Here is a 19,978-nt window from a genome sequence, read left to right as displayed (position 1 = left end):
GATAGCCTTGTGGCGTGATCAGCGCGATATTTCGCGGGGGCATCGTCGCCCCTGCTCCGCGCCCGGCGACCACGGACCACATCCGTGACCGGGCGGCGGTCGCTGGTCCTCCCAGGGTCTGTGCGACAGACCCTCGCGGGCGGGACGGAGCTCCAAGGGCTCCCAGGACGCCGTGCACACCCCGGGTACCGGCGCGGCAGAGAGCAGCGTCACACCCGTCGGGCGTGCCGAAAATGGCTGATAACCCACCGCTCATCTCACCTTGCGGCATAGCGTCTGAGCAGACCGGAGAACCCGGGCCGTGGCGTCGAGCCGCAGGGGAAGTGACCGTACTTCTTTCTACGTCACGCAACGGCGCGCGACAGGAGCCAGAGGACAATGCAGACCAAGCTGGACGAAGCAAAGGCCGAGTTGCTCGAGAGGGCTGCTCGGGTAGCTGAGAACAGCCCGGTCGGGGGGCACCTACCGACCGGGTCGACGGACGGGGGCACTCCCGACCGGGAGACCGTGCTCGCGTTCCTCCAGCGCTACTACCTGCACACCGCCCCGGAGGACCTCGCAGGCCGCGACCCGGTCGATGTCTTCGGAGCCGCCTTCTCCCACTACCGGCTGGCCGAGACCCGACCTCAGGGCACGGCGAACGTACGGGTGCACACCCCGTCGGTCGAGGAGAACGGCTGGACGTGCAGCCACACCGTCGTCGAGGTCGTCACCGACGACATGCCCTTCCTCGTCGACTCGGTGACCAACGAGCTGACCCGCCAGGGCCGCGGCATCCACGTCGTCATCCACCCGCAGGTCGTCGTCCGCCGCGACCTCACCGGCAAGCTCATCGAGGTGCTCACCACCCCGCCCGCCGGTGAGCTGCCGCACGACGCATACACCGAGTCCTGGATCCACGTACAGATCGACCGCGAGACCGACCGCGCCGACCTGAAGCAGATCACCGCCGACCTGCTGCGCGTCCTGTCCGACGTGCGTGAGGCCGTCGAGGACTGGGAGAAGATGCGGGACTCGGCCCTGCGGATGGCCGACGAGCTGCCCACCGAGCCGACCGCCTCCGACCTGCCCTCCAGCGAGGTCGAGGAGGCCCGCCAGCTGCTGCGCTGGCTGGCCGCCGACCACTTCACCTTCCTCGGCTACCGCGAGTACCAACTCCGCGAGGACGACTCCCTCGTCGCGGTCCCCGGCACCGGCCTCGGCATCCTGCGCTCCGACCCGCAGCACGGCGCCGAGGACAGCCACCCGGTGAGCCCGTCCTTCGAGCGGCTCCCGGCCGACGCCCGGGCCAAGGCCCGCGAGCACAAGCTCCTCGTGCTGACGAAGGCCAACAGCCGTTCCACGGTGCACCGTCCGTCGTATCTCGACTACGTGGGCGTGAAGAAGTTCGACGAGAACGGCGAGGTCGTCGGCGAGCGCCGCTTCCTGGGCCTGTTCTCCTCCGCCGCCTACACCGAGTCCGTCCGCCGGGTCCCGGTGATCCGGCGCACGGTCGACGAGGTGCTCGAAGGCGCCGGCTTCTCGCCCAACAGCCACGACGGCCGCGACCTGCTCCAGATCCTGGAGACGTACCCGCGCGACGAGCTGTTCCAGACCCCGGTCGACGAACTGCGGTCCATCGTCACGTCCGTGCTCTACCTGCAAGAGCGTCGGCGACTGCGCCTGTACCTGCGCCAGGACGAGTACGGCCGCTACTACTCGGCCCTCGTCTACCTCCCGCGCGACCGCTACACCACGGGCGTACGCCTGCGGATCATCGACATCCTTAAAGAAGAGCTCGACGGCATCAGCGTCGACTTCACCGCCTGGAACACCGAGTCGATCCTTTCCCGGCTGCACTTCGTGGTCCGTGTCCCGCAGGGCACCGAGCTGCCGGAGCTGTCCGACGCCGACAAGGACCGCATCGAGACCCGCCTGGTCGAGGCCGCCCGCTCCTGGGCCGACGGTTTCGGCGAGGCGCTGAACGCGGAGTGCGGCGAGGAGCGCGCCGCCGAACTGCTGCGCAGCTACGGCAACGCCTTCCCCGAGGGCTACAAGGCCGACCACTCCCCGCGCGCCGCCGTCGCCGACCTGGTCCACCTCGAACAGCTCACCGAGGAGCAGGCCTTCGCGCTCAGCCTCTACGAGCCGGTGGGCGCCGCCCCCGACGAGCGCCGCTTCAAGATCTACCGCAAGGGCGCCTCGGTCTCCCTCTCCGCCGTGCTGCCGGTCCTCAGCCGCCTCGGCGTCGAGGTCGTCGACGAGCGGCCGTACGAACTGCGCTGCTCGAACCGTACGACCGCGTGGATCTACGACTTCGGGCTGCGGATGCCCAAGTCGCAGAACGGCAACGGGGATTCTCTCGGCGAGAACGGCCGCGAGCGGTTCCAGGAGGCGTTCGCCGCCACCTGGACCGGGCAGGCCGAGAACGACGGCTTCAACGCGCTGGTGCTGAGCGCCGGGCTGAACTGGCGTCAGGCGATGGTGCTGCGGGCGTACGCCAAGTACCTGCGGCAGGCCGGTTCGACCTTCAGCCAGGACTACATGGAGGACACCCTCCGCAACAACGTCCACACCACGCGGCTGCTCGTCTCGCTGTTCGAGGCGCGGATGTCGCCGGACCGGCAGCGCGCCGGGCGGGAGATCGTGGACGCCCTCCTCGAAGAGGTCGACGCGGCGCTCGACCAGGTGGCGAGCCTCGACGAGGACCGCATCCTGCGCTCCTTCCTGACCGTCATCAAGGCGACCCTGCGCACCAACTTCTTCCAGGAGGCGCTCGGCGGGCACGCGCACGCGTACGTCTCGATGAAGTTCGACCCGCAGGCCATCCCGGACCTGCCGGCGCCGCGACCGGCGTACGAGATCTGGGTGTACTCGCCGCGTGTCGAGGGCGTGCACCTGCGCTTCGGCAAGGTCGCGCGCGGCGGGCTGCGCTGGTCCGACCGGCGCGAGGACTTCCGTACCGAGATCCTCGGCCTGGTCAAGGCGCAGATGGTGAAGAACACCGTCATCGTGCCGGTCGGCGCCAAGGGCGGCTTCGTCGCCAAGCAGCTGCCGGACCCGAGCGTGGACCGCGACGCGTGGCTCGCCGAGGGCATCGCCAGCTACAAGATGTTCATCTCGGCCCTGCTCGACATCACCGACAACCTGGTGGCCGGCGAGGTCGTCCCTCCGGCGGACGTCGTCCGGCACGACGAGGACGACACCTACCTGGTGGTCGCCGCCGACAAGGGCACCGCGACCTTCTCGGACATCGCCAACGGAGTCGCCGAGAGCTACAACTTCTGGCTCGGCGACGCCTTCGCCTCCGGCGGCTCGGCCGGCTACGACCACAAGAAGATGGGCATCACCGCGCGCGGTGCCTGGGAGTCCGTCAAGCGGCACTTCCGGGAGCTGGGCGTCGACACCCAGAGCGAGGACTTCACGGTCGTCGGTGTCGGCGACATGTCCGGTGACGTGTTCGGCAACGGCATGCTGCTCAGCGAGCACATCCGCCTGGTCGCCGCCTTCGACCACCGGCACATCTTCCTCGACCCGACCCCGGACGCGGCCGTCTCGTACGCCGAGCGGCGCCGCATGTTCGAGCTGCCGCGCTCCAGTTGGGCGGACTACGACACCGGCTTGCTGTCGGCCGGCGGCGGCGTCTTCCCGCGCACCGCGAAGGCGATCCCGGTCAACGCACACGTCCGCGAGGCCCTCGGCATCGAGGACAAGGTCGCCAAGATGACACCGGCCGACCTCATGAAGGCGATCCTCAAGTCACGGGTCGACCTGCTGTGGAACGGCGGCATCGGCACCTACGTCAAGGCCAGCACCGAGTCCCACGCGGACGTCGGCGACAAGGCCAACGACGCGATCCGCGTGGACGGCGCCGACCTGCGCGTCAAGGTCGTCGGCGAGGGCGGCAACCTGGGGCTGACCCAGCTCGGCCGGATCGAGTTCGCCCAGCAGGGCGGCAAGATCAACACGGACGCGATCGACAACAGCGCGGGCGTGGACACCTCCGACCACGAGGTGAACATCAAGATCCTGCTCAACGGCCTGGTCACCGACGGCGACATGACCGTCAAGCAGCGCAACAAGATCCTCGCCGAGATGACCGACGAGGTCGGCGCGCTCGTCCTGCGCAACAACTACGCGCAGAACACCGCGATCGCCAACGCGCTCGCCCAGTCCAAGGACATGCTCCACGCCCAGCAGCGCTTCCTGCGCACCCTGGTCCGCGAGGGCCACCTCGACCGGGCCCTGGAGTTCCTGCCGACCGACCGCCAGATCCGCGAACGGCTCGCCCAGGGACAGGGGTTGACCAGTCCCGAGACGGCCGTCCTGCTGGCGTACACGAAGATCACGGTCGCCGACGAGCTGCTGCACACCACGCTGCCCGACGACCCCTACCTGCGCACCCTGCTGCACGCCTACTTCCCGACCGCGCTGCGCGAGAAGTTCGCCGAGCAGATCGACACCCACGCGCTGCACCGCGAGATCGTCACCACGGTCCTCGTCAACGACACGGTCAACACCGGCGGTACGAGCTTCCTGCACCGCCTCCGCGAGGAGACCGGGGCTTCCCTGGAGGAGATCGTCCGGGCGCAGACCGCGGCCCGCGCGATCTTCGACGCCGCCGAGGTGTGGGACGGCGTCGAGGCCCTCGACAACACCGTCGAGGCGCCCGTCCAGACCCGCATCCGCCTGCACTCGCGCCGCCTGTGCGAGCGCGGCACCCGCTGGCTGCTCAACAACCGGCCGCAGCCGCTCCAACTCGCCGAGACCGTCGAGTTCTTCGGCGAGCGCGTCGAGCAGGTCTGGTCCCAGCTGCCCAAGCTGCTGCGCGGCGCGGACCTGGACTGGTACCAGCAGATCTACGACGAGCTCACCGGCGCCGGCGTCCCCGCCGAACTCGCCACCCGGGTGGCAGGCTTCTCCTCCGCCTTCCCGGCGCTCGACATCGTCTCGGTGGCCGACCGCACGGGCAAGGACCCGATGGACGTCGCCGAGGTCTACTACGACCTCGCCGACCGCCTCCACATCACCCAACTCATGGACCGCATCATCGAGTTGCCCCGCGCGGACCGCTGGCAGTCCATGGCCCGCGCCTCCATCCGCGAGGACCTGTACGCGGCCCACGCGGCGCTGACGGCCGACATCCTCGCGGCGGGCAACGGCACCTCGACCCCCGAGCAGCGCTTCGTGACCTGGCAGGAGAAGAACGCGGCGATCCTGGGCCGGGCGCGGACGACCCTGGACGAGATCCAGGGCTCGGAGACGTTCGACCTGGCCAACCTGTCGGTGGCGATGCGCACCATGCGCACGCTGCTGCGGACGCACTCGTAGTCCCTGGGGCGTAGTTACTACGCCCCTTCTTTAGAAGGCGCCTATTAGTAGTCGCTTCAGTAGTCGCATTGGTAGTCGCTACGACGACGAGGGCGCCCCGGGCCGCAATGGCTCGGGGCGCCCTTTTCATGGAGTGCCTCAGGGGCAATCAGGACGAGAGACTCTAGGCGACCTTGCCCGCGGGAGCAGGGGCCGGTTCCTTGGGCTTGTCGGCGCCGCCCGTGAAGGCCTCGTACGCCTCCAGGACGTCCTCCGTCGGCCCGTCCATCCGCAGTTCACCGCGCTCCAGCCACAGCACGCGGTCGCAGGTGTCGCGGATCGACTTGTTGTTGTGGCTGACGAGGAACACCGTGCCCGCGTGCTGGCGCAGCTCGCGGATCCGCTCCTCCGAACGCCGCTGGAACGACCGGTCGCCCGTCGCCAGCGCCTCGTCGATCAGCAGGACGTCGTGGTCCTTGGCGGCGGCGATGGAGAACCGCAGCCGGGCGCCCATGCCGGAGGAGTACGTGCGCATCGGCAGCGTGATGAAGTCGCCCTTCTCGTTGATCCCGGAGAAGTCGACGATGCCCTGGTAGCGCTCCCTGACCTGTTCCCGGGACATGCCCATGGCCAGGCCGCCGAGGTAGACGTTGCGCTCGCCGGTCAGGTCGCCCATCAAGGCCGCGTTGACGCCGAGGAGGGAGGGCTGGCCGTGGGTGTAGATACGGCCGTTCTCGACCGGGAGCAGGCCCGCGACCGCCTTGAGGAGGGTGGACTTACCGGAACCGTTGGTGCCGATCAGCCCGATCGCCTCGCCCTTGTAGGCGACGAACGACACCTTCTTTACGGCGTGGACCTTGCGGACACCCGCCGCCTTCTCGGCCTTCTCGCGGCGCATCATGCGGTTGAGGGCGGCGGTCGCGGAGCCGCGTCCGGCGCCGGTTCCGTTGACCCGGTAGACGATGTCGACGCCGTCGCAGACGACAGTGGGGATCGTGCTGTCGGCGGCCACGCGGGTCCGCTCGGTGTGGTACTCGATGGTCTGCTCAGCCACGGCCGTACGTCTCCTCAGCCTTCCAGAAGTAGATGAAGCCGCCGACTCCGGCGATCAGCGCCCAGCCCAACGCGGCCGGCCACACGTGCGGGGGGAGCTGGCTGGAGTGGAAGCTGTCGATCAGCGAGTAGCGCATCAGGTCGATGTAGACGGCCGCCGGGTTGGTCTCCAGGGCGAGCGTCACGATGTGCGGCAGGTGGTCCTTGCTGGTCAGCTTGTCGATGCTCCACATGACGCCGGAGACGTACATCCAGGTGCGCAGCACGAACGGCATCAGCTGCGCGATGTCCGGCGTCTTCGCGCCCATCCGGGCCATGATCATCGAGACGCCCGCGTTGAACGTGAACTGCAGGATCAGCACCGGGACCGCCATCAGCCAGGAGAAGCTGATCGGCACGCCGAAGCAGAGCAGGATCACGACCAGGGCGGCCATCGAGAACAGCAGCTGCTGGAGCTGCTGGAGCGCGAACGAGATCGGCAGCGCGGCCCGGGGGAAGTGCAGGGCCCGGACCAGGCCGAGGTTGCCCGAGATCGCCCGGGTGCCCGCCATGATCGAGCTCTGCGTGAACGTCCAGATGAACACGCCCGTCACCAGGAACGGGATGTAGTCCGGCACGCCGCGCTTGGTGCCCAGCAGGATGCCGAAGATGAAGTAGTACACCGCCGCGTTCAACAGCGGCGTCATCACCTGCCAGACCTGGCCCAGCTTCGCCTGGCTGTACTGCGCGGTCAGCTTGGCGGTGGCGAACGCGGTGATGAAGTGGCGCCGCTCCCACAACTGCCGTACGTACTCGGGCAGGGAGGGGCGGGCACCACTGACTGTGAGGCCGTGGCGGGCGGCGAGCGCCGCGAGGTCGTCTTCGTCGGCCGGAGCCGGCGAAGGGGGCGGTGTGTCGAGGACCTGGCTCACATCCGCTGCTTTCGCTCGGGGGGAGGGGGTGCATGCGTCCGGCTGCCGTGTCCCGTCGTCCGGCGTTTCCTTACGCTTCTCTTTACGTTCTCTTACGTCGGGACGGGACCGTATCGTCGCAACGTGAGCGTAGGCCGATTCGGCGTCGGAACGCAACCGTTTCGTCGTGACGGATGTGAGGGGTCGTTAGGGTCGTGGGGTTTGCGTCGGGACGGGCCGGTTCCGTCCCGACGAGCCCGTTTCGTCGTGACGCACCACGCGCACGCCGCGTCGGAACGCAACCGTTTCGTCGCAACGCCCCTATGCTTGGGCTATGACGACGAACGCCGACGAGCCCCAGACACGTCAGCGCCGCCGCGCCCCCGCCGGGGCGGCCGTACTCCGCGAGGATGTGACCGAGGCCATTCGGGCGGCGGTCTTCGAGGAGTTGGCGGCGGTCGGATATGCCCGGATGTCGATCGAGGGGATCGCACGTCGCGCGGGTGTCGGCAAGACGGCGGTGTACCGCCGCTGGCGTTCGAAGCTGCACCTGGTGCTCGACGTCGTGTCGGCGATCGCGGTGATGGGGCTGCCGACGCCGGACACCGGTTCGCTGGAGGGTGACCTGCGGATGCTGTACGAGGTGACGTCACGGGCGCTGCGTCACCCCGTCGCCTCGCAGATCATCCCGGACCTCCAGGCCGAGGCGGCCCGCAACCCCGAGATCGCCGACGCCATGCAGAAGGCGTTGCGCGAGGGCCAGGAGGGCGTGGCCAGCAAGATCCTCGCGGCGGCGGAACGGCGTGGCGAGATCCGCCCCGGCATGGACGAGGACCTGGCCCTGGACCTGATCTCCGGCCCCCTGTACTGGCGTGCCGTGGTAATCCGCAGCCCGAAGCTGCCGAAGGGGTACCTGGGAGCGCTGGCCCGGGCGACGACGGAGGGGCTCAAGGCGCTGTAGGGCGCCGCCGTACCCGCTGTACTCCTAACTCGCCGACGCCCCCTCTCTCAGCGACTCCGCGACGAGTACGGCCATCTGCGTGTCGTCGGTCGCCTCACCCGGGTCCCAGCCGCCGCCCCCGCACATCTCGCCGCCCTGGCCGGGCACCGGAAACCGGGCGGAGAAGGCGCCTTCGGGACCGAACTCGAAGGGCGCGCCGAGAGCGTCGCCGACGGCGGAGCCGAGGACGGCGCCCAGGGCGCGTTCAGATCGGGAACAGCCGTCCACAGGGCCGGAGTTCATCAGGTCGGAGGTCACCGGATCACGCTCATCAAGACCGCGCGGCCCCCGGATGCAACCGCACCCACCCCTCCCACGCCGACGCGATCATGTCCTCGACGTCGTGCTTGGCCTTCCAGCCCAGTTCGGTGGTGATGCGGTCGGCGGAGGCGACGACACGGGCCGGGTCGCCGGCGCGGCGCGGGTGGACGGTCGGGGGGCGGTCGTAGCCGGTGACCGAGTTGATGCGGTCGATCATCTCGCGGACCGAAACGCCTTCCCCGCGGCCGATGTTGAGGGTGAGGGCGCGCCCGGGGGAGGCCTGGAGGGCGCGGGCGGCGGCGACGTGCGCCTCGGCCAGGTCCACGACGTGGATGTAGTCGCGGACGCAGGTGCCGTCCGGGGTGGCGTAGTCGTCGCCGAAGATGCGCGGGGGCGCGTTCTCGGTGAGCTTCTCGAAGACCATGGGGACGATGTTGAAGACGCCCACGTCGGCGAGTTCGGGGGCGCCGGCGCCGGCCACGTTGAAGTAGCGCAGAGAGGCCGTGGACAGGCCGGTCGCCTTGCCCGTCGCGCGGACCAGCCACTCACCCGCCAGCTTGGTCTCGCCGTACGGCGACATGGGCACGCAGGGCGTCTCCTCGGTCACCAGCTCCACGTCCGGCATGCCGTAGACGGCCGCCGAGGACGAGAACACGAAGGACGGGACGCCGGCCGTGGTGACCGCCTCCAGGAGGACGCGCAGGCCCTCGACGTTCTCCCTGTAGTAGTGCAACGGCAGGTCCACCGACTCGCCGACCTGCTTCTTCCCCGCCAGATGGACGACTCCGGTGACCTCCTGGTCGGCGAGGGTGCGGGCCACCCGTTCCGCGTCCAGGGTCGAACCCACCACCAGGGGGACGCCCTCGGGCACGCGCTCGGCGATGCCGGTGGAGAGGTCGTCGTAGACGACCGCCTGTTCGCCCGCCTCGGTCATCGCCCTCACGACGTGCGCTCCGATGTAGCCGGCGCCGCCGGTGATCAGCCAGGTCATGTGCGGCCGTCCCCTCCGTCACTGGGTGTCGTTCGACCCGCGTGCGGTGCGTCCCCCACGCGTTCCGGCGTTCAGTCAATCAGGCGCCGGAGTGGGCCGAGGTCAACTGCTGGGACTCCCCGTAGGGGCCGGGGGACTGCACGCGCGCGCGTGCAGTCGCCGGGAGCGGCCTCGACGACCGCCACAGGCGGACGAACGAGAGGACGGCCGCGGCGGCCAGCAGACCATTGCGTACGACCATCAGGGCGCAGCCCGTCCACGTGGAGTGGATGACGTCGCCGTACAGGATGGGGAACTCGACGGTGCTGACCGCGGTCGCCGCCACGATCAGCGCGGCCACCGCGCGCTGTGTGGTGTGCCGCGAGGTCAGACAGACGGCGGCCAGGCCGAGCAGCCAGATCATGTACTGGGGGCTGATCACCCGGCTGGTCACCGTGAACAGCAGGACGGCGCTCAGCGCGGCGTCGTACGGCGTCGCGTCGGTCCAGCGGCGGGCCCGGATCCGCCACAGCAGCAGGAGCCCGAAGGCGACCGCCGTGAGCGCGAGGGAGGCGTCGGCGACGGCGGAGACGTACGGCCCCGTGAACTCCATCGCGCCGTACCGGTAGTGCACCTGTCCCGGCCAGCCGACGTGGGTGGCCAGGCCAAGGGCGGTACCGCCGAGTGACTCGATCTGTACGCCCCGGCCGCCCTGTTGGCGCAAGAAGGCGAAAGGATTGTTGAACAAGACCACGAGAGACATGAGCGACAAGGCTCCCGTCCCCACCGCCCACGACCACACCGACCGCGTCGTCCGCCCCCTCGGCATCCCCAGCAGCACCAGCGCCGGCCACACCTTCACCAGCGCGCCCAGCGCCGCGAACGCGCCGCACACGCGCGTGGAGCGCGACAACGTCAACAGGGAGATGACGGCGAACGCCGTGACCTGCACGTCGTAGCGGACGAGGGGCATGTGCAGGAGGAGCGGAAGACAGGCGATCCAGTACGCGGCGCCGCGCAGGCTGTGGCCGGGACGGGTGCCCGCGCGGGCCAGGGTCACGGTGATCAGCGCGTCGGTCGCGAGGGTGAGGACGACGAACGCCTGGAAGTAGGTCAGGTCCGGCAGCAGCGCGGGGGACAGGAGCACGGGCCCGGCGCCCGGCGGGTACTGCCACAAGGGGTCGTGCGCCGGGAACGCGCCGTGGGAGAGCACGCCGTACCAGTGGTGGTACAGGCGCCACACCTCCCGTGCGACCCCGCCATGGCCGAGCAGGGGGAGGCCGTTGTACGCGAGGAGTAGGAGCATCCCCGCGCGGGTGGCGAGCCAGGCGAGGGTGAGGGCGAGGAGGCGGGGTCTACGGGCGGCGTTCATCACGGCGGATCGTAAGCCGGGCGAATGCCGCAGGAATGCTAATACACCGTCAATCGTCGGTAAGAGCTTGCTAACGGTACAAAATCAGCCAGGTGGACAGCCAAGGTGAGGGTGAGTACAGGCACGGGCGACGGACGCGTGCGGGGGTCGTCGCCGTGGTCGTGCCGATGGCCGTGATGCTCGCGCTGGGGCTGTGGGGACTCGACCGGGGCGGGATGTGGGGCGACGAGGGCGTCACGTTCCTGGTCGGGCGGCGCACGGTGCCACAGATCTGGCACCTGCTGCACGGCGTCGACGCGGTGCACGGCCTCTACTACCTCCTCATGCACGCCGTTCTCACCGTCCACCCCGGCGAGGTCGCCCTCCGCCTGCCCTCCGTGTGCGGCGCGGCGGCCACGGCAGGCCTCGTCGCGGCCCTCGGCGTCCGCCTGGCCCGCCCCCGCGTCGGCCTCTGGGCCGGCCTCCTCTGGGCGATCACCCCGCTGACCGGCCACTACGCCCAGGAGGGCCGTTCCTACGCCCTCGTCGCGGCGGGCGTGGCCGGGGCGACGCTGCTCCTGGTGCGGGCACTGGAGGAACGACCCGGCCGGTCGTGGTGGCCGTACGGCGCTGTCCTCGCTGTGACCTTTCTGCTGCACGAGTTCGCGGTCCTGGTGCTTTTCGCGCACGCGATCACGCTGGCGGCGACGCGGGCGCGCAGAACGGTGTGGCTCGGCTGGGGATGCGCGGTGGGTGTCGCGGTGGGCGCCCTGTTGCCGCTGGCCTGGGTGTCCCAACGGCAGTCGGGACAGGTGGCGTGGCTGCGCGTGCCCGACTGGGACACGACGGAACGCCTCGCCCGCGACTTCCTCGCCGTCACCCCGACCGGCATCGTCTTCTGGACCTCGCTCCTCCTGATCCTCCTCGGCCTCGGCTCCGGACGGCTCACGTCGGTCGCCCTCCCCTTGCTCCTGGTCCCGCCGGTGCTCCTGCTGACGGTGTCTCAATTCCGGCCCTTGTTCCACGAGCGGTATGTGCTGTACGCGCTGGCGGGGGCGCCGCTGTTGGTGGCGGCGGGGGCGGACCGGGTGGTGGGGGCGGTGAGGCGGCTGTGGTTGGAGGGGCGGGGTGTGCCTGACGGTCGGTGCGCGGAGGTCGAGCGGGTGGTGGCTGAGTCCGGGAGTCCCCGCGAGCTGGTGGGTGCGGCGAGCGGGGGTGGTCACCGGCTGGGAGGCGACCGTAGAGCGGGAGCCGGAGCCGACGTCCGAGGCAGAGCCGGAAGCGCAGGCGAAGCCGGAGCTGGAGGCGGGGGCCGATCCGCAGCCGGGGCTGGGGTCGGAGCTGGAGTCGGAGCCCAAGCCGACGCCCGGGACGGTGCCGCAGTCGAAGCCCAAGCCGACGCCCGGGACGGTGCCGCAGTCGAAGCCCAAGCCGACGCCCGGGACGGTGCCGCAGTCGAAGCCCTAGCCGAAGCCCTAGCCGGGGCCGGAGCCGACGTACGAGACAGAGCCGGAAGCGCAGGCGAAGCCGGAGCTGGAGGCGGGGCACGAGCCGCAGCCGCAACCACAAGCTGCCCATCTCTCACCGGAGTTGACCGTACGGCCCTCCTGAGGCCCGACACCCGACGCCCCCCGACCGACCGCCGCCCACTCCGCCGCACCCTCCTCGCCCACCGCATCCCCATTGCCACCCTCGCCACCCGCGCCAACCTCATCACGCTCGCCGGCGTCCTAGCCGCAACCGCCCCCTTCCTCCACGGCCTTCCTGCCTACCGGAATGACCGCTCCGCCGCCCACCGCCCCGAGAATCTCGCCGCCGTCTCCGCACTCGCCGGGCGTGAACTCCGGCCCGGCGACCCGGTGTTGTTCCTGCCGTCGTTCTGGCGGGTGACGGCGCTGGCGTATCCGGGGCCGTTCGTCGGGGCCCGGGATCTGGCGTTGGGGGAGTCGGGGGCGAGGTCCGGGACGCTCGGTGGGCGTGAGGTGGGGCCGGGGGCGTTGCGGGCGCGGCTCGCCGGGGTGGACCGGGTCTGGATCGTCGCGCAGTCGAATCTGCTCCCCTCGCGCTGGGTGCCCGGCGACCCGACCGACCGGGTCAAACTCGACGTCGTGGACGGGGAGTTCGCGCGAAGACAGCAGTACGTACGAGGGCGAGTGAAACTGGCCCTCTACATCCGCCGGATGCCCCCACAGTCGACGCGGTCAACGCAGCCGGTGTCCGCGCCTACGACTCATCCAACGTCGCCGAATCCAACGCCCCCGTGAGCTGGTCAAGCCGCTCCCGCAACGCCCGGATCTCATCGAGGTCGAACCCGGTAGCCCCAAGGATGCGCCGAGGCACCTCAACCGCACGCTCCCGCAGCGCGACCCCCTCGTCGGTCAGCCGTACCTCCACCGACCGCTCGTCACGGACGCTGCGCTCACGCCGTACCAGCCCCGCCGTCTCCAGCCGCTTGAGCAGCGGGGACAGCGTGCCGGAGTCGAGCCGCAGGTGTTCGCCGAGCTTCTTGACCGGCAGTTCGCCGTGCTCCCACAGCACCAGCATCACCAGGTACTGCGGATACGTAAGCCCGAGATCCTTGAGGATCACGCGGTACACACCGCCGAACGCGCGCGACGCGGCGTTCAGGGAGAAGCAGATCTGCTGGTCGAGGCGGAGCCAGTCGGTGCTGGGGGAGGCGGCGGGAGTGGTGGTCATGCCTCCAGGATAGCGCTAGCGGGCCATTTAGTTGTGGGCAATTGAATTGTGTGCTCTACTTGTCGTCGTGAGGCGGCCCGGACACCCGGACCGGTCACCCCCACCAAGACTTCCGAGAGGGATGGTTTCCAATGGACGCGATCTACACCGCCGTAGCCACCGCCACCCACGGCCGTGACGGCCGCGCGGTCAGCAACGACGGCAAGATCGACCTTCAGCTCGGCATTCCGGTCGAGATGGGCGGCAACGGCCAGGGCACCAACCCTGAGCAGCTGTTCGCCGCCGGTTACGCCGCCTGTTTCGGCAGCGCCCTCGGCCTCGTCGGCCGGCAGGCGAAGGTCGACGTCACCGACGCGGCCGTGACCGCCGAGGTCGGCATCGGCAAGCAGGGCGAGGGCTTCGGCCTCAAGGTGACCCTCCGCGTCGAGCTCCCCGACACCGTGGACGAGGCGACCGGCCGCAAGCTGGTCGAGACCGCCCACCAGGTCTGCCCCTACTCGAACGCGACCCGCGGCAACATCGAGGTCGACCTCGTCATCGAGTAGTCACTACGACACTCCCCTGACCCGGCACAAAGGTGGCCGGCGGCATACACGCCGCCGGCCACCTCGTCGTACCGCACCACACCGCATCTCACCTCACCGCACCGAGTGAGCGTGCTCCCCAACTCCCTGCCCCGGAACCGGAGTCGGCGCAGCCGCGCCCACAACAGCCTTCCCCCGCACCACACTCTCCAGCAACAACGGCACCCCCACCACCGGCAACAACCACACCAGCACGATCAACCGCCCACCCCACACGCTGACATCGGGATGCGCGGCCTGCGTGAGAACCCCTGTGAACGCGGTCCCGACCAGGAACACCCCGAACGCCGGCCGCCGCACCGCACCCCACACCCCCGCGCCCAGCGCAGCCGCAAGCATCGGCTGCCACAACTGCTGCCGCGTCCACTCCACCCAGAAGTTCGCTTCCAGGTGCAGGAATTCGGGCCACAGCCGCGTGCGGTCGGGCCGGGCGTAGTGATCGGTCAGCAGGTCCTGAAGGCTGTCGGTCTGCGACGGGTAATGCAGCGCACTCGCCAGAACCAGCGTGCCCAGCGCGGCAGTTGCGCCCAACACGGCAATCGCCACCAACGCCCGCCCCAGAGCCCGCCCACGCCGCTTTCGCCCTACGGCGACCACCGCACCCGCACCGGCCAGGCACAGCCCGAGGAACAGGGACTGCGAGTGCTTGACGGTGAAGAGAAGCACCAACGAACCACCCACCAACGCGAGCCCGACACGCGAACGTTGCCCCTTCAGCACCAGCCCGCAGCCCCACAGCGCCGCCAGCGTCAGAGCCGTCATCAGCCCCTCGGTCATCGGCCGCATCGAGGTCGTCCCGCACGGAAGCACGTAGTACAGCGCCTGCCCGGTCAGCGCGAGCGGCACCGACACGGACAAGGTGCGCAGAATCAGGAAGACGAGGATCCCGCCCGCGACCGTGAGGACGACACTCGCCGACCACATCCCCCAGACCGGCCCGAGCAGCGTCACGAACGGCACCAGGAACACCGGGTATCCGGGCCGCACTTCGAAGATCCGCATGAACCGTTCCGACGTGAACGGCGTGATGAACCCGCCCGTCTGCCCGGCCCGCAGCCGTGCGTTCACCCCCCGCCACTCCGCGTCCCGGCACTTCTTCGCGACCCGCGCGGCGGGGTCCTTGCCGTGGAAGTTCAGCGGGTTCACGCTCTGGTCGCGCCGCGCGTTCGCCCCCTGGCTCGCGCAGCTGTAGTCGATGGCGACGGCCGCCGCCTCCCGCTCGCTCGCCCCGCGCAGACTCATCGCGTACGACAGGTAGTTCTTCGTGTCGGGTGTCGCCCGTCCGGTGACATTGGCGAGTTGGAGCACCGCGAACACCGCGGCCAGCACCAGCACCCAGGTACGCGGCCTCATGAGGACGCCAACTGGTCGTGACCGGCGGCAGGAGAGGGGACCCGCGCCCCGGACTCGGTCTGCGGCAGCCAGCCCTCGTCACCCAGAAGCAGCGTCCGTACGACCCTCTCCGCGGCCCTCCCGTCGTCGAACTCGCAGTACCGCGCCCGGAATTCACCCCGCAGCCGCGTCGAGTCCTCGTCCCGCCAGGCACCCGACGCGAACACCCACGCCAACTCCCGGTAGGAGCCGGACACATGACCCGGTGGCGCGGCGGTGACGTCGAAGTAGGTGCCCCGGCTGGCCGCGTACGCCTCCCGGTCGTCGGCGTGCAGCACGATCGGCCGGTCGAGGTTGGCGTAGTCGAACATCAGGGCCGAGTAGTCGGTGACGAGCGCGTCGGACGCCAACATGACGTCCTCCACGGAGGGTTCGTCGGTCGCGTCGACCAGGACTCCGCGCCGGTGCAGGTCCGCGAGGCCCATGCCGCGCGCGGGTCCGGTCGCGAGGGACGGGTGCAGCCGTACGACCAGGGTGTGCTCCGGACCGAGATCCTCGGCGAACCGGGCCAGGTCGAGCCGGTCGACGTGCCCGCCCCGGACATACTCACGCCGGGTCGGCGCATACAGCACGACGGTGTGCCCGGCGGGGATGCCGAGCCGCTCCCGAACTGCCGCCCCCGCCCCCGGTGTTGCTCCGACCAGAACGTCATTGCGCGGGCTCCCCGTCCGCGCCGAGGCGAAGTGGCACGGATACGCCCGCTCCCACACCAGCTCGGAGTGCCGGTTGGCGACCAGGCTGTGGTCCCAGCGGTCGGCGCGGCGCAGCATCTGCGGTACGTCGACGCCGTAGCGGGCGCCGGGTTTGTCCAGCAGGTCGGCCGCCATGTACTTGAGCGGGGTGCCCTGGTGGGTGTGGATGTGGACGCTGCCGGGGCGCTTGGCGAGGGTGCCGGGCCAGTTGACGTTGTTGACGAAGTACTTGGCGCGGGCGGTGAGTTGGCGGTACCGCAGGGTGTTGAGGAGGACGTGCTCGACGTCCGGCGGCAACAACGCGGCCTGTTCCGCGTCCTGTACGACCCACACGCCTCGAAGGTGCGGGGCGATCTCCTTCGCCTTGTAGTAGACGGCGGCCGGGTCGCCGAGGACACCGCGGTGCGAAAGGGCCGAGTACACAACGAGGTTGGGGTCGAGGGAGCGGCGAGCGTGCAGCGCTGACAAACCGCCCTTGACGCGTCCGGCCGCCGACTTACGGGCCTGCAGCGCCCGGCGTTGGAGCTGTCGACCGCCCCGCCCCGCCTGTCGCCGGACCCGGTACAGCGCGTAACTGCCTTCCAGAGCGCGGACTTCGGCGTCCGCCTTCGCGCCGCCCGCCGGCTTGTGCTTGGCGAACAGCTCGGCCGTACGGCGGAAGAACTCGGCCCTGTCGGACGGGGGCAGCCGGTCCGGCTTGCCGAGGATGTCGAGACAGTGCTCGGCCATCTTGCGGTGCAGGTACGGGCGCCAACTCGCCAGCTCCGGGCGGGAGTCGACGAACGCGAAGACCCGCTCGTACTGGTCGTGGATGTCGAAGTGCTTGCGGCTGGTGGTGGACAGGATGTTGCCCTGCCGCCGCTGCCGGTAGTTCAGGCAGATCCGGTCGAGGGTGGCGATCCGCTCGGCGCTGAGCAGCACCGGGAACGTCCAGGGCGTGTCCTCGTAGTAGCCCGGCGGGAACTCGAAGGCGTGCTTGTGCACGAACTCCCGGCGGTACACCTTGTTCCACACGACCATCAACAGGTCGAGGATCTCGGGGTGTTCGGCGACCGTGAAGGTGTCGTCGACCTCGGTGAGGACGTGCGCGAGGACGTTGCGCCGGGTGCCGCCCCACCAGTAGGTGCGCGCGTAGTCGAAGACCAGCACGTCCGGGTCGCCGCTCGCGTCGAGCCGGTCGGCCATCGCGCGCAGGGCACCCGGCGTGAGGGTGTCGTCGCTGTCGAGGAAGAACAGGAAGTCGCCGGTGGCCAGGGGCATTCCGGCGTTGCGGGCGCGGCCGAGGCCGACGTTCTCCGGCAGGTGCAGCACCTGGACGCGCGGGTCGCGGGCCGCGTACTCGTCGAGGATCACGCCGCACCCGTCCGGCGAGCAGTCGTTCACGGCGATCACCTCGATGTCCTGGTACGACTGCTCCAGAACCGAGTCGAGGCACTCGCGCAGAAAGCCCTGCACCTTGAAGACGGGGACGATGACGCTGAAGCGGGGCACTTCGGGTTCAGCTCCTTACGAGGGTGGCGGCGGGGGCCGGGACGCGCTCCGCGAGCGGGATCACGGGCGGGATCGACTCCGGCGGCTCGCCGAGCAGCACCCGGCGTACGACCCGCTCGGCGGCCAGTCCGTCGTCGAACTCGCAGAAACGGGACCGGAATTCGGCCCGCAGGGCGCTGGACTCCGCCCCCGCGTACGAGCCGTCGCGGAACACCTGCGCCAACTCCTCCGGTGTCCGCGCGACCGGTCCTGGCGGCGCCTCCATGAGGTCGAAGTAGACGCCCCGCGTCTCCCGGTAGACCTCCCAGTCGTCGGCGTACACGACGATCGGCCGGTCGAGGTTGGCGTAGTCGAACATGATCGACGAGTAGTCCGTGACCAGCGCGTCGGCGGCCAGGCACACGTCCTCGGAGGAGCGGTGCCCGGTCACGTCGATGATCCGGCCGCTGCTCTTGGCCCGTCCCTGGTCGTAGAAGTAGTGGGCGCGCAGCAGCACGACCACGTCATCGCCGGCCGCCGCGCAGAAGGCCTCCAGGTCGAGCCCGGTGTCGAAGCCGGTCTGGTAGTCGCGGTGGGTGGGCGCGTACAGGACGGCCGTCTTGCCCTCCGGGACCCCCAACTCCCGCCGCACACGCGCCACTTCCTTTGCCGTCGCCGTGTAGTAGACGTCGTTGCGCGGATAGCCGTACTCCAACGCCTCGTACGAGCCGGGGAAGGCGCGCTCCCACATCTGGGTGGAGTGCCGGTTGGAGGAGATGTTGTAGTCCCAACGGTCCACCCGGCCGAGCAACTTGGCGAAGCTGCCGGTCGCGGCGGCCACCACCGGGTACGTCGACTGGTCGACGCCCATCTTCTTCAGCGGGGTCCCGTGCTGCGTCTGGACGTGCACGCTGCCGGGACGCTTGACGACGCCCTCCGCGAAGTTGGCGTTGTTCACCAGGTACTTGGCCCGCGCCAGCACCTCCCAGTACTTCCGGCTGCCGATGACGGCGTGCTCGACACCCTTCGGTACGGCGTCCACCGCGTCCGGCTCCACCAGGAACACCGAGCGGATGTGCGGGGCGAGTTGGCTCGCCTTGGCGTGGATCGCGGCCGGGCTGCACGCGTAGCCGCGTCCCCAATAGGCGCAGTACACGGCCAAGTTGGGGTCGAGCCGACGGCGCAGGGCACGGGCGTACCGCAGCCGGGTGCGGAGCATCCGGGGACGTGGGACCCGCTCGGCCGCCCCCGAGGCCTTCCGGTTGGCGCCGCGCAGCGCCTTGAACGCCGTGTACGCCCCCGAGGCCAGCAGCCGGTGCTGCACCCCCAGACTCCCGCCCGGCGCACGGAAATCGGCGGACCGGTGACTCCGATACAGCCGCCCGGCCCGGCGGAAGAAGGCGCGGTGCCCGGACGGGAGCCGCTCGGGCCGCGAGGCGGTCTTCAGCACCACCGCGAAGAGCTGCTCGAACAGCGCGTGCGACCGCTCGGGAGCCAGACCCTCCGCCGCGCCGAGCACCGACTCCACCTGGTCGAGCAGCTGATGGTGGTGCTCGCCGGGCAGGTTGAGCCGGCTGCCTTGCCTGCGCAGCAGATGCCGTACGACCACCGAGCGCAGCACCGCCACCCGCTCGGCGGCGACGGTGACCCGGCCGCCCCAGCCCAGGTCCGTGAATCGGCCCTCGGGGAAGGTGAGTTGGTGGTCGGTGAGGAAGGCGCGGCGGTAGGCCGCGCTCCACGCCGGGAGCTGTACGCCCGTCAACTGCGGTGCCTGCGCGGGGGAGAAGGCGCCCGCCGGGGTCTTCGCGAGCAGCGGGGCGGCCGGGTTGGTGGGCTCGCCCTCCCACCACGGGGTGCGCTCGTGTTCGAAGTACAGGGCATCGACGTCACCGGTCCCTGTCAGCCGGGTGTCCAGCGCGGCCAGTGCGCCCGGGGCGAGGGTGTCGTCGCCGTCCAGGAACAGGACGTAGGAGCCGGTCGCCGCCCGCAGGCCGGTGTTGCGGGCCCCGCTCAGGCCGGCGGAGGGTGGGGAGTTGACCGGGGCCACCCGGGAGTCCCGCCCGGCGTGAGCGTCGGCGACGTCGGCGGCCGGGGAGCCGGGGGCGTCGCAGACCGGGATCAGCTCGAAGTCGCCGTAGGACTGCGCGAGGACCGAGTCCAGGGCCAGGGAGAGCCGGCCGGCGACCCCGTGGGACGGGACGATGATGCTGAAGCGGGGCATTCTGTTCTTTCTCCAGTGGGCCGGAGGGGTGGTTCCGGGTCAGTGCGCGCGGCAGACCCCGGGGCGTCCGGTCGGGCGCCAGGTGGTCGGGCGGGTCGGTGTGGGTCG

At 70.3% G+C, this 19,978-nt stretch carries 12 protein-coding genes and 1 pseudogene; 4 read left to right on the top strand and 9 right to left on the bottom strand.

Annotated elements, in window-relative coordinates; translation table 11 throughout:
• Positions 1 to 378: 378 nt before the first annotated feature.
• A complete protein-coding gene (locus OG588_RS19285) occupies positions 379 to 5,310 on the top strand; it encodes an NAD-glutamate dehydrogenase (protein WP_405948378.1) in 4,932 nt (1,643 codons plus the stop codon).
• A gap of 163 nt (positions 5,311 to 5,473) precedes the next feature.
• Here the strand turns inward: OG588_RS19285 and OG588_RS19280 are convergent, their stop codons facing one another.
• Together OG588_RS19280 and OG588_RS19275 are read right to left on the bottom strand one after the other, a co-directional pair.
• Positions 5,474 to 6,343, bottom strand: coding sequence for an ABC transporter ATP-binding protein (locus OG588_RS19280; protein WP_366091159.1), 870 nt, complete (start codon positions 6,341 to 6,343; stop codon positions 5,474 to 5,476).
• On the bottom strand, positions 6,336 to 7,253 hold the full coding sequence (locus OG588_RS19275; protein ID WP_019056756.1) for an ABC transporter permease: 918 nt from the start codon (positions 7,251 to 7,253) through the stop codon (positions 6,336 to 6,338). Before OG588_RS19275 ends, OG588_RS19280 begins: the two co-directional genes overlap by 8 nt.
• A 313-nt stretch (positions 7,254 to 7,566) precedes the next feature.
• Here OG588_RS19275 and OG588_RS19270 point away from each other — a divergent pair, with 313 nt between their 5' ends.
• Positions 7,567 to 8,193, top strand: a complete 627-nt coding sequence (locus OG588_RS19270) for a TetR/AcrR family transcriptional regulator (protein ID WP_266857566.1) — start codon at positions 7,567 to 7,569, stop codon at positions 8,191 to 8,193.
• A gap of 42 nt (positions 8,194 to 8,235) precedes the next feature.
• Here OG588_RS19270 and OG588_RS19265 read toward each other — a convergent pair.
• The 3 genes and pseudogenes from OG588_RS19265 to OG588_RS19255 form a co-directional block, all read right to left on the bottom strand.
• Positions 8,236 to 8,475: pseudogene (locus OG588_RS19265) on the bottom strand (ADP-ribosylglycohydrolase family protein); the annotation flags it as partial.
• Between the two features lie 28 nt (positions 8,476 to 8,503).
• A complete protein-coding gene (galE, locus tag OG588_RS19260; protein WP_405948377.1) occupies positions 8,504 to 9,484 on the bottom strand; it encodes a UDP-glucose 4-epimerase GalE in 981 nt (326 codons plus the stop codon).
• 79 nt (positions 9,485 to 9,563) lie between these two features.
• The gene (locus OG588_RS19255) at positions 9,564 to 10,835 is read right to left on the bottom strand and encodes a glycosyltransferase 87 family protein (protein WP_405948376.1); all 1,272 of its coding nucleotides are present in this window, start codon (positions 10,833 to 10,835) and stop codon (positions 9,564 to 9,566) included.
• 167 nt (positions 10,836 to 11,002) lie between these two features.
• Here OG588_RS19255 and OG588_RS19250 point away from each other — a divergent pair, with 167 nt between their 5' ends.
• Positions 11,003 to 13,078 (top strand): glycosyltransferase family 39 protein, encoded by a 2,076-nt coding sequence (locus OG588_RS19250; RefSeq protein WP_405953161.1) that lies wholly within the window; start codon positions 11,003 to 11,005, stop codon positions 13,076 to 13,078.
• On the opposite strand, the gene OG588_RS19245 is transcribed toward OG588_RS19250, so the two are convergent.
• Positions 13,038 to 13,511, bottom strand: coding sequence for a MarR family winged helix-turn-helix transcriptional regulator (locus OG588_RS19245; protein WP_405948375.1), 474 nt, complete (start codon positions 13,509 to 13,511; stop codon positions 13,038 to 13,040). The two genes, OG588_RS19250 and OG588_RS19245, sit on opposite strands and share 41 nt — an antisense overlap.
• A 131-nt stretch (positions 13,512 to 13,642) precedes the next feature.
• On the opposite strand from OG588_RS19245, the gene OG588_RS19240 reads away from it, so the two are divergent.
• Positions 13,643 to 14,056, top strand: coding sequence for an organic hydroperoxide resistance protein (locus tag OG588_RS19240; RefSeq protein ID WP_019056748.1), 414 nt, complete (start codon positions 13,643 to 13,645; stop codon positions 14,054 to 14,056).
• A 93-nt stretch (positions 14,057 to 14,149) separates the two neighbouring features.
• Here OG588_RS19240 and OG588_RS19235 read toward each other — a convergent pair whose 3' ends face one another.
• From OG588_RS19235 to OG588_RS19225, 3 genes are read right to left on the bottom strand one after another with little or no spacing between them, the layout of a single operon-like run.
• A complete protein-coding gene (locus OG588_RS19235) occupies positions 14,150 to 15,448 on the bottom strand; it encodes a hypothetical protein (RefSeq protein WP_405948374.1) in 1,299 nt (432 codons plus the stop codon).
• Positions 15,445 to 17,670 carry a CDP-glycerol glycerophosphotransferase family protein gene (locus tag OG588_RS19230; protein ID WP_405948373.1) on the bottom strand — a complete coding sequence of 742 codons (2,226 nt, stop codon included), beginning with the start codon at positions 17,668 to 17,670 and terminating at the stop codon, positions 15,445 to 15,447. The genes OG588_RS19235 and OG588_RS19230 overlap by 4 nt, the downstream gene beginning before the upstream one ends.
• 7 nt (positions 17,671 to 17,677) lie before the next feature.
• Positions 17,678 to 19,870, bottom strand: a complete 2,193-nt coding sequence (locus tag OG588_RS19225) for a CDP-glycerol glycerophosphotransferase family protein (protein WP_405948372.1) — start codon at positions 19,868 to 19,870, stop codon at positions 17,678 to 17,680.
• Positions 19,871 to 19,978: the final 108 nt, after the last annotated feature.

Source organism: Streptomyces prunicolor, from assembly GCF_045162825.1.
GTDB lineage: Bacteria > Actinomycetota > Actinomycetes > Streptomycetales > Streptomycetaceae > Streptomyces > Streptomyces prunicolor.
The sequence above is the reverse complement of the archived record's forward strand: the minus strand, read 5'-3'. Positions and strand labels throughout refer to the sequence as shown.

Bases quoted from the DNA above. Each gene is read 5' to 3' on its own strand.
- OG588_RS19285 (WP_405948378.1), top strand. From the start codon at position 379: ATGCAGACCAAGCTGGACGAAGCAAAGGCCGAGTTGCTCGAGAGGGCT.
- OG588_RS19270 (WP_266857566.1), top strand. From the start codon at position 7,567: ATGACGACGAACGCCGACGAGCCCCAGACACGTCAGCGCCGCCGCGCC.
- galE (WP_405948377.1), bottom strand. From the start codon at position 9,484: ATGACCTGGCTGATCACCGGCGGCGCCGGCTACATCGGAGCGCACGTC.
- OG588_RS19255 (WP_405948376.1), bottom strand. From the start codon at position 10,835: ATGAACGCCGCCCGTAGACCCCGCCTCCTCGCCCTCACCCTCGCCTGG.
- OG588_RS19250 (WP_405953161.1), top strand. From the start codon at position 11,003: ATGGCCGTGATGCTCGCGCTGGGGCTGTGGGGACTCGACCGGGGCGGG.
- OG588_RS19245 (WP_405948375.1), bottom strand. From the start codon at position 13,511: ATGACCACCACTCCCGCCGCCTCCCCCAGCACCGACTGGCTCCGCCTC.
- OG588_RS19240 (WP_019056748.1), top strand. From the start codon at position 13,643: ATGGACGCGATCTACACCGCCGTAGCCACCGCCACCCACGGCCGTGAC.
- OG588_RS19235 (WP_405948374.1), bottom strand. From the start codon at position 15,448: ATGAGGCCGCGTACCTGGGTGCTGGTGCTGGCCGCGGTGTTCGCGGTG.
- OG588_RS19225 (WP_405948372.1), bottom strand. From the start codon at position 19,870: ATGCCCCGCTTCAGCATCATCGTCCCGTCCCACGGGGTCGCCGGCCGG.